The organism is Thiohalocapsa sp., assembly GCF_019695415.1.
GTDB lineage: Bacteria > Pseudomonadota > Gammaproteobacteria > Chromatiales > Chromatiaceae > Thiohalocapsa.
This window is the reverse complement of sequence record NZ_JAIFKJ010000133.1, coordinates 1-8249: the sequence shown is the minus strand read 5'-3', so window position 1 is coordinate 8249 and position 8249 is coordinate 1. Positions and strand designations below refer to the sequence as shown.

At 67.6% G+C, this 8249-nt stretch carries 7 protein-coding genes; 2 read left to right on the top strand and 5 right to left on the bottom strand.

Annotation, left to right across the window (positions count from 1 at the left end; translation table 11 throughout):
* Window positions 1-83: 83 nt before the first annotated feature.
* Complete coding sequence (locus tag I6U14_RS03315; protein ID WP_296896869.1) at window positions 84-1361, bottom strand: bifunctional O-acetylhomoserine aminocarboxypropyltransferase/cysteine synthase; 1278 nt, start codon at window positions 1359-1361, stop codon at window positions 84-86.
* A gap of 141 nt (window positions 1362-1502) precedes the next feature.
* On the opposite strand from I6U14_RS03315, the gene I6U14_RS03310 reads away from it, so the two are divergent.
* The gene (locus I6U14_RS03310) at window positions 1503-2387 is read left to right on the top strand and encodes a pentapeptide repeat-containing protein (RefSeq protein WP_367115621.1); all 885 of its coding nucleotides are present in this window, start codon (window positions 1503-1505) and stop codon (window positions 2385-2387) included.
* 157 nt (window positions 2388-2544) lie between these two features.
* Here the strand turns inward: I6U14_RS03310 and I6U14_RS03305 are convergent, their stop codons facing one another.
* The 4 genes from I6U14_RS03305 to I6U14_RS03290 all read right to left on the bottom strand — a co-directional run bounded on the left by I6U14_RS03305 (window position 2545) and on the right by I6U14_RS03290 (window position 7113).
* The gene (locus I6U14_RS03305) at window positions 2545-4893 is read right to left on the bottom strand and encodes a bifunctional (p)ppGpp synthetase/guanosine-3',5'-bis(diphosphate) 3'-pyrophosphohydrolase (protein ID WP_296896867.1); all 2349 of its coding nucleotides are present in this window, start codon (window positions 4891-4893) and stop codon (window positions 2545-2547) included.
* Window positions 4894-5070: 177 nt separating this feature from the next.
* Complete coding sequence (gene rpoZ, locus I6U14_RS03300; protein ID WP_296896866.1) at window positions 5071-5358, bottom strand: DNA-directed RNA polymerase subunit omega; 288 nt, start codon at window positions 5356-5358, stop codon at window positions 5071-5073.
* A gap of 223 nt (window positions 5359-5581) precedes the next feature.
* Window positions 5582-6241 carry a guanylate kinase gene (gene gmk, locus I6U14_RS03295; RefSeq protein WP_296896865.1) on the bottom strand — a complete coding sequence of 220 codons (660 nt, stop codon included), beginning with the start codon at window positions 6239-6241 and terminating at the stop codon, window positions 5582-5584.
* 5 nt (window positions 6242-6246) lie between these two features.
* Complete coding sequence (locus tag I6U14_RS03290; RefSeq protein ID WP_296896864.1) at window positions 6247-7113, bottom strand: YicC/YloC family endoribonuclease; 867 nt, start codon at window positions 7111-7113, stop codon at window positions 6247-6249.
* Window positions 7114-7475: 362 nt separating this feature from the next.
* Here I6U14_RS03290 and rph point away from each other — a divergent pair.
* Window positions 7476-8249 (top strand): ribonuclease PH (gene rph / locus I6U14_RS03285; protein ID WP_296896863.1); only part of this gene is annotated, 774 nt, incomplete at its 3' end.

The window sequence follows — 8249 nt, the reverse complement described above, 5'->3', positions numbered from 1 at the left end:
GCGCTTCCCTAAGGCGCCCACCGGGCGCCTTTTTTTGTCTGACGTGTGGTGCGCCCGCGGAGCGCCGCACCGGCTGCGAGCGGTTAGCCCGCCGCCGCGAGTGCCTGCTCCAAGTCGGCGATAATGTCGTCCACATGCTCGATGCCGATGGACAGACGCACGAGATCCTCCGACACACCGGCGCTGGCGAGCTCCTCGGCGGAGAGCTGGCGGTGCGTGGTCGTGGCTGGATGGCAGGCAAGTGTCTTGGCATCGCCGATATTCACCAGGCGCACGGCCAGCTGCAGGGCATCGATGAACTTGGCGCCGGCATCGCGCCCACCTTTGATTCCGAAGCTGAGGATGGAGCTCGCCTTGCCGCCGTCCATGTAGCGCTGCACCAGCGGATAGTCCGGGCTGTCCGGCAAGCCAGCGTAGCGGACCCATTCAACCTTCTTATGATTCTTGAGGTATTCGGCGACCTTGACGGCGTTCTCGCAGTGACGGTCCATCCGCACCGGCAGGGTCTCGATCCCCTGCAGCACCAGAAAGCTGTTGAAGGGCGATATGGCACTGCCCATGTTCCGCAGCGGCACGACGCGGGCGCGGCCGATGTACGCCGCCGGCCCCAGCGCCTCGGTGTAGACCACGCCGTGGTAAGAGACGTCGGGCTCGTTCAGCATCGGGAAGCGGTCCGCATGCTCGGCCCACGGAAATGAGCCCGAGTCCACGAGCACGCCGCCGATGGTGGTGCCGTGACCGCCCATGTACTTGGTGAGTGCGTGCACAACGATGTCGCAGCCGTGCTCGAAGGGCCGGCACAGATAGGGGCTCGGCACCGTGTTGTCGACGATCACGGGTACGCCATGGCCGTGTGCCATGTCGGAGATAGCCGCAAGATCTGCCACGTTGCCCGCCGGGTTGCCGATAGACTCGCAGAACACCGCCTTGGTCTTCGCATCGATCTTCGCTTCCATGGCCGCGATGTCGTTCGGCGCCACCATGCGCACCTCGATGCCGAGCCGCGGTAGGGTATGCGCGAAGAGGTTGTAGGTACCGCCGTAAAGCGTGCTGGTGGCGACGATATTGTCGCCCGCCTCCGCAATGGTGAAGATGGCATAAGTCACCGCCGCCATACCGGAGGCCAGCGCGAGGCCGCCGACGCCACCCTCCATAGCGGCCACGCGCTGCTCCAGCACGTCGCTGGTGGGGTTCATGATGCGTGTGTAGATGTTGCCCTGTACCTTGAGGTCGAACAGGTCCGCGCCATGCTGCGTGTCGTCGAAGGCGTAGCTGGTGGTCTGGTAGATGGGCGTCGCCACGGCCTTCGTGGTGGGGTCCGGGTGGAAGCCGGCATGAATGGCCTTGGTCTCGATCTTCATGATGATGCACTCCTCGGTGTGGTTCTTCGACATCGGCCCGCCGCCTCCCGCGGGGGCGCCGCGGCGGAAAGGGCGCATAGCATAGCGCAACGCCACATGGACGCCGCCGTCGGCGGCCGGCGGCTGTGCTAGATTCCAACCATGGAGGAGAAAGACAACGAGGACCGAGGCATGATCGACATCAAGCACAAAGACTCGGGCGAGGTGCTCGCGAGCATCGATGGCGACACCCTCGCCGGCGCCGACCTGCGCGATATGCGCCTGAACGGCGCTGACCTGGCGGAGGCGGACCTGAGCGGCGCCAACCTGGAGTTCAGCGACCTGGTGGGCGCTAACCTGTCCGGAGCGAGACTGCGCGGCGCCGTGCTGCTGAGCGCACACTTGAACGACGCGGATCTCACCGGCGCCGATCTGTCACGGGTGCGCGCCGGCTCCGACCGCCCAGCCCAGGCGGCGGTGCTGTCAGGCGCAAACCTGCACAGCGCCAACCTGGAAGGGGCGGACCTGCGCAATGCCGAGGTCCGCAACGCCAATCTCCAGCAGGCCAAGCTCGCGGCGGCAGACATGCGCGGCACGGATTTTTCCGGCGCCAACCTCTGCCATGTCTCTGCCGCCAAGGCGCTGTTCATCAAGGCCAATCTGCGCGAGGCCAACCTGTGCGGCGCGGACCTGCGCGATTGCCACCTGAACGACGCCAATCTGGTTCGCGCCAGCCTGCACGATGCCGACCTCACTACCGCTCACGCAGGCGGCTTCACAGTGGTGAACCTGGCCAACTTCGAGGGGGCGGACCTGCGCAATGCCCGCTTCACCAACGCGGCCGCCCAAGACGCCAACTTCCGCAACGCGAATCTGACCGGGGTGGACTTCTCCGGCGCCGTCCTCGGCGGCGCGATTCTGCGCGGCGCTAACGTGGCCGGTGCTGACTTCCGCGGTGTCGAGCTTGCGAGCGTCACCATGGAGTTTGCGAACTTCTCGAAGGCACTGAACGCGAGTATTCCCAGCTACAAGAAGAACCTGCGGTGAGTGCGCCGGCACCGGGCACTCCCGTCAGAGGAGCTCGGTCGCGCTGCGCCGTTGCGTAAAGCGCCGCGCCCTCGGCATCGGCCGCCGGCACACGCCACTTTGCCGGGACACGCGGGGCCGCCGGTGAATCGAGGGAAACAAGGCAGCTCGCGCAGCGTCAGCGCGCGAGCCGCGTAATGCGTACCACCAGCGGAATTTGGCGCAGGCGGCGCATGATGGTGGCCAGATGCGCTCGGCTGTGGACGTTGATGGTGAAGTCCAGCGTCGAGGTCATGCCGTCCTTTTCGCGGGAGTTCACATACTCGATGTTGGAGCCCTGCTCGGCGATAGCGGCGGCGATGGTGGCCAGTGCACCGCGGCGGTTGCCGACTTCCACGCGGATCTCGGTCTGAAACTCGGCCTTCGGATCATCGGCCCACTCCACTTCCAGCCATTTGTCTCGCTTGGACTGGAACTCCCCGAGATTTCGGCACTCGCAGCGATGCACCACGATACCCTTGCCGGGGCTGAAGAGTCCGGTGATGGCGTCCCCAGGGATGGGCCGGCAGCAGCGCGCCAGATTGACCACCATCCCCTCGGTGCCGCGGATGGCGAGCCGCCGCGGGCTGCCCTCTTCCGGCACCTCGGTCTGGGCACCGGTGCCGTCAACGCCGACGAGGCGCCGGGCCACCAGCAGCGGCAGCCGGTTACCCAGGCCGATCTCCGCGAACAGCGCGGCAGGGGTGTCCAAGTGCACCTCGCGCGCATAGACGGCGATGACGGACTCGCCCACGCTGTCCACGTCCTGTCCGAAACGGGCGAGCTCTGCATTCAGCATGCGCCGCCCTAACGCCTCCGCCTCCTGGGTTTGAAGGTTCTTGAGGTAACTGCGCACGTTGGCCCGCGCCTTGCCCGTGACCACAAAGTTGAGCCAGGACGCGTTCGGCTTGGCCCCCGGGGCGTTGATGATCTCCACCGTCTGGCCGCTGCGCAGCACGGTGCGCAACGGCGACAGCCGCCGATCGATGCGCGCGGCGACACAGGTGTTGCCCACATCGGAGTGGATGGCGTAGGCGAAGTCGACGACTGTTGCGCCCTTCGGCAAGACCAGAATGCGACCCTTGGGTGTAAAGACATAGACCTCGTCTGGGAAGAGGTCGATCTTCACATGCTCCAGGAACTCCTGGGAGTCGCCGGAATCGCGCTGCATTTCCAGCAGGTTCTGCAGCCAGTCATCGGCCAGTGCCTTGGCGCCGGCACCCTCGGCGGCGTTCTTGTAGAGCCAGTGGGCGGCGATGCCGGCATCGGCAATGCGGTGCATGTCGCGAGTGCGGATCTGCACCTCGATGGGTGCCCCCTGCGGCCCCACCAACACCGTGTGCAGTGACTGGTAGCCGTTGGATTTGGGGATGGCGATGTAGTCCTTGAACTTGCCCGGGACCGGCTTGTAGAGGTTGTGCACCTGGCCCAGCACGCGGTAGCAGTCGTCCACGCGCTCGACGATGACACGAAACGCAAAGACGTCCACCAGCTCTTTGAAGGACTTCGCCTGCTCCAGCATCTTGCGGTAGATGCTGAACAGGTGCTTCTCGCGGCCCGAGACCTCAGCGTCGATGCCCTCCTGCTGCAGACGTCGGCGCACGGCGGTCTCGACATTGGCCACCAGCTCGCGCTGATGCTGGCGCGCCCCGCGCACGGCCGCCTCCAGCACGTGATAGCGCCAGGGCCAGAGATGTCGGAAGCCCAGGTCCTCCAAGTCCAGCCGCAAGCTGTTGATGCCGAGCCGATTGGCGATAGGCGCATAGATCTCCAGCGTCTCTCGCGAGATGCGCCGGCGCTTTTCGGGCGCCATGACACCCAGGGTGCGCATGTTGTGCAGCCGATCCGCGAGCTTGATGAGAATGACCCGGATGTCGCGGGTCATCGCCAACATCATCTTGCGGAAGTTGGCCGCCTGGGCCTCGGCGCGGGACGGGAAATCGATCTGCGTCAGCTTGCTGACGCCGTCCACCAGCTCGGCGACTTCATCGTCGAAGAGCGCAGCGAGCTCGTCCTTGGGCTTGCCCGTGTCCTCGAGCACGTCATGCAGTATGGCCGCGATCAGGCACTTGTGGTCCATCCGCAGCTCGGCGAGGATCCGGGCCACGGCGATGGGATGGTAGATGTAGGGCTCACCGGACTGGCGCTGCTGGCCAGCATGGGCATCGGCACCGTACAGATAGGCGCGATAGACCTCCGAGACCTGCTCGGGCGGCAAGTAGCCGTCGAGGTCGGCACAGAGGTCGCTGATGAGGTACCTGGGTTTGTCGGTCCCCTGGTCGACAGCAGGCCTGCGATCGCGGCGGGGGCCACCTCTGCCACCGCCCGCCTGGGTGCTGCTGCCGACGGCTGTCGGCGCAGCCGGCGAGCGCTCCGCCACCGCCCCGCCGGACATATCCGTCGGGGGAGAGGACCGCTGCTCCGCGGCACCCTCCACCGCCTCGGCCGCCGGCGCCGCACCGTTCATCAGCAAGGCGGTCGTGGGCATGCACGCCTCCCGGCGGCGCGTTCTGCGTCGCCCGCGTGGCGCGGGCTGCGCCGCTGGTGCCAACCCCGTTGCAGCGGGGCCTGCAGCGGGGCACGGCGCGACGATCCGGCGCTGGAATCCGGCACGGCCCGATCGACTGCTGATCGGCACATCGCGTGCTGACCCGCGGCTATTGCCTCAGGCGGCCTCGTCGTCGCCGTCGCGCATGCCGAGCTCCTCGGCCAGGGCCTTCTCCAGGGCCTCGGCAGCATCCGCCGCGGCACGGTCGGCCTCGGCAAGGGTCTCGGGCTTGACGACGCCTTCGGCGACTTCGCGCAGGGCCATCACCGTAGGCTTGTCGTTCTCCCACGGCAGCATAGGCTCGACGCCATTGGCGAGCTGTCGGGCGCGCTTCGATGCGAGCAGCACGAGGTCGAAGCGGTTGTCGACATGTTCGAGGCAATCCTCGACAGTGATACGGGCCATTGAGGCTCTCCTGATCGCGTGCGCGACGGCGTTGTTTGGTGCCGGCGCGCTCCGGTTGGGGTGTGTCTACAAGGTTGTCTTGATCGGGTGCCCGCACAAGGGCTCGGACCATCGCCTGCGCGGCGTCGGGTTGCGGGCACATCCGTTCAGCTTTTTCAAAACCATACCAGAAAAGTAGCGCACCGGCCGCGGGATGCCGGCACGGACTCACAAGCGCCCCGCATTAGTCTTCGGCAAGCATTGCCGCCAGCGCCGATGCGTGCCGGCGTGCCTGGCGGGGCCCGCGCAGACGCTCAGCGACAACGATGGCGCGCAGATCCCCCAAGGCCTCGGCGAAGTCGTCGTTGACCACCAGGTAGTCGTACTCGCCATGGTGGCTCAGCTCGTCCCGGGCCTGAGCCATGCGGGCCGCGATCACGTCCTCGCTGTCCTTACCGCGGCCGCGCAGCCGGGTCTCCAAGGCTGCGAGCGACGGCGGAGCAACAAAAATGCCGACGGCCTCCGGGAAGCGCTTGCGCACCTGCCGCGCCCCCTGCCAGTCGATTTCGAGCAGCAGATCGGCGCCCGCATCCAGCCGCTCTCGCAACGTCGCAGCGGCGGTGCCGTAGGCATTGCCGAAGACCCGCGCGTACTCGACGAACTCGCCCGCTTGGGCCATACGCTCGAAGGTCGGTGCATCGACAAAATGGTAATGCACGCCGTTCTCTTCGCCCTCGCGCGGCGCGCGCGTGGTGTAGGACACCGACAGCTGCAGCGACGACTCCACCTCCAGCAGCGCCCGCACCAGGCTGGTCTTACCGGCACCGGACGGGGCGGAGACAACGAACAGGAGGCCCTGGTCTGCGCGCTCCGCGTGGGGCTCGGTGGCTTCGGCTTGTGACATCGCGCTTACTCCAGATTCTGCACTTGCTCGCGCATCTGCTCGATGAGGACCTTCATCTCCACCGCGGCGTGTGTGGTCTCGGCGTCGGCGGACTTGGCGCTCAGGGTATTGGCCTCGCGATTCAGCTCCTGCATCAGGAAGTCCAGACGCCGACCCACGGGCCCATCGCTGTCCAGCGCCTTGCGCACCTCCTGCAGATGCACGCCCAGCCGGTCCATCTCTTCGTCCACGTCCAAGCGCTGCGCGAGCATGGCCATCTCTTGTTCCAACCGGGCCGGGTCCAGCTCGTCCAGCACTTCGGACAGGCGCTCGCGGATACGTGCCCGTACGCCCGCCAGCACCTGAGGCATGCGCGCGCGCACACCGTCGACCTCGACCGCGAGCTTGTCGCAACGCTCCAGCAGCAGAGCCTTGAGTCGGCCGCCCTCGCGCTCGCGATGCGCGACGAGGCCATCCAGTGCCTGATCCAGCAACGCCAGCGCGGCGGCGGCAACGGCGTCCGTGTCCTGCTCCGGCTCCTGCAGGAGCCCCGGCCAGCGCAGCAAGTCCAGCACATGCGGCGTGGCGGGCTCGCCGATGCGGGTGGCGATCTCATCCGCGGCGGCGAGCACTTGCTCCAGCAGCCGGCGGTTCACCTTGAGCGCGCCGGCACTGTCCTGCGCGGGGACGAAGCGCAGCGTGCAGTCCACCTTGCCGCGGGCGAGCCGGGCGGTGAGCCGCTCGCGCACCGGCGTCTCCAGTACGCGCAGATCTTCCGGCAGACGCAGGTGCGGCTCCAGGAAGCGGTGATTCACAGAGCGCAGCTCCCACGTGAGCTCCCCCACATCGGTGGCGCTGCTCTCGCGGGCAAACGCAGTCATGCTGCGGGTCATGACGCACATCTCCTGGTGTTGGCTGTTGCGGCGCACCCCGCAGCGCGCGGGGCGAGGCTTGAGCCGTTATCATACCGGGGATACGCTCGCGACAGCCCGGCTGCTGCCGACGGATGACCAACGGCGATCGCACCGCTCAGCCGGATCACGCGCCCCGCTCTACCCAAGACCGACACAAGCGCACCGCCGAACGCCTAAGGAGATGCGTGCGCGACGCCGGAGCAATGCTCGGAACGACGCGCCCACTCGCTGCAATGCCGAGACGGCTTGAGAGGTTCTGGATGAAGTCCGCGGGCCTCAGGGCTGCGGCCGACGACGACTCAACACAGCCTGACAACCCCCTAAGACCGGAGGATTTCTGCATGCGCCCATCCCAGCGCGCACCCGACGAACTGCGGCCGGTGCAACTGACCCGCGGCTGGACCCGGCATGCGGCGGGCTCCGTGCTGGCGGAGTTCGGCGCCACCCGGGTGCTCTGCACGGCGAGCGTCGAAGAGCGGGTGCCGCCCTTCCTGCGCGGCGCCGGCCAGGGCTGGGTCACCGCCGAATACGGCATGCTCCCGGGAGCCACCCACGAGCGCACCGGCCGCGAGGCGGCCCGCGGCAAGCAAAGCGGGCGCACGCTCGAGATCCAGCGGCTCATCGGCCGCTCCCTGCGCGCCGCGATGGATCTGACGGCCCTGGGTGAGCGCACGATCACCTTGGATTGCGACGTCCTGCAGGCGGACGGCGGCACCCGCACCGCCGCCATCACCGGCGCCTGGGTGGCACTCCACGACGCCTTGACTGCGCTGCAGGCTGAAGGGCTGATTGCGACCTCGCCACTGGTGGGGCAGGTGGCCGCCGTCTCCGTGGGCGTCTGCGCCGGCGAGCCGGTGCTGGACCTGGATTATGCCGAGGACAGCAGCGCCGAGACGGATATGAATGTAGTCATGGACGCTGCCGGCGGCCTCATCGAGGTCCAAGGCACCGCTGAGGGGGCTGCGTTCTCCCGGGCGGAGCTCGCCGCCATGCTGGACCCGCCCCCCCCCGGTTCGCCCCACCCCACCGCGCCACCGCGGGCGCCTTTTTCTTGCCCCCCCCGCGCCCCATGCCCAACCCCCGCCACACCCCTCCGGGCAGCCCACCGCGCACCC

Bases quoted from the DNA above. Each gene is read 5' to 3' on its own strand.
- I6U14_RS03315 (WP_296896869.1), bottom strand. From the start codon at position 1,361: ATGAAGATCGAGACCAAGGCCATTCATGCCGGCTTCCACCCGGACCCC.
- I6U14_RS03310 (WP_367115621.1), top strand. From the start codon at position 1,503: ATGGAGGAGAAAGACAACGAGGACCGAGGCATGATCGACATCAAGCAC.
- I6U14_RS03305 (WP_296896867.1), bottom strand. From the start codon at position 4,893: ATGCCCACGACCGCCTTGCTGATGAACGGTGCGGCGCCGGCGGCCGAG.
- rpoZ (WP_296896866.1), bottom strand. From the start codon at position 5,358: ATGGCCCGTATCACTGTCGAGGATTGCCTCGAACATGTCGACAACCGC.
- gmk (WP_296896865.1), bottom strand. From the start codon at position 6,241: ATGTCACAAGCCGAAGCCACCGAGCCCCACGCGGAGCGCGCAGACCAG.
- I6U14_RS03290 (WP_296896864.1), bottom strand. From the start codon at position 7,113: ATGACCCGCAGCATGACTGCGTTTGCCCGCGAGAGCAGCGCCACCGAT.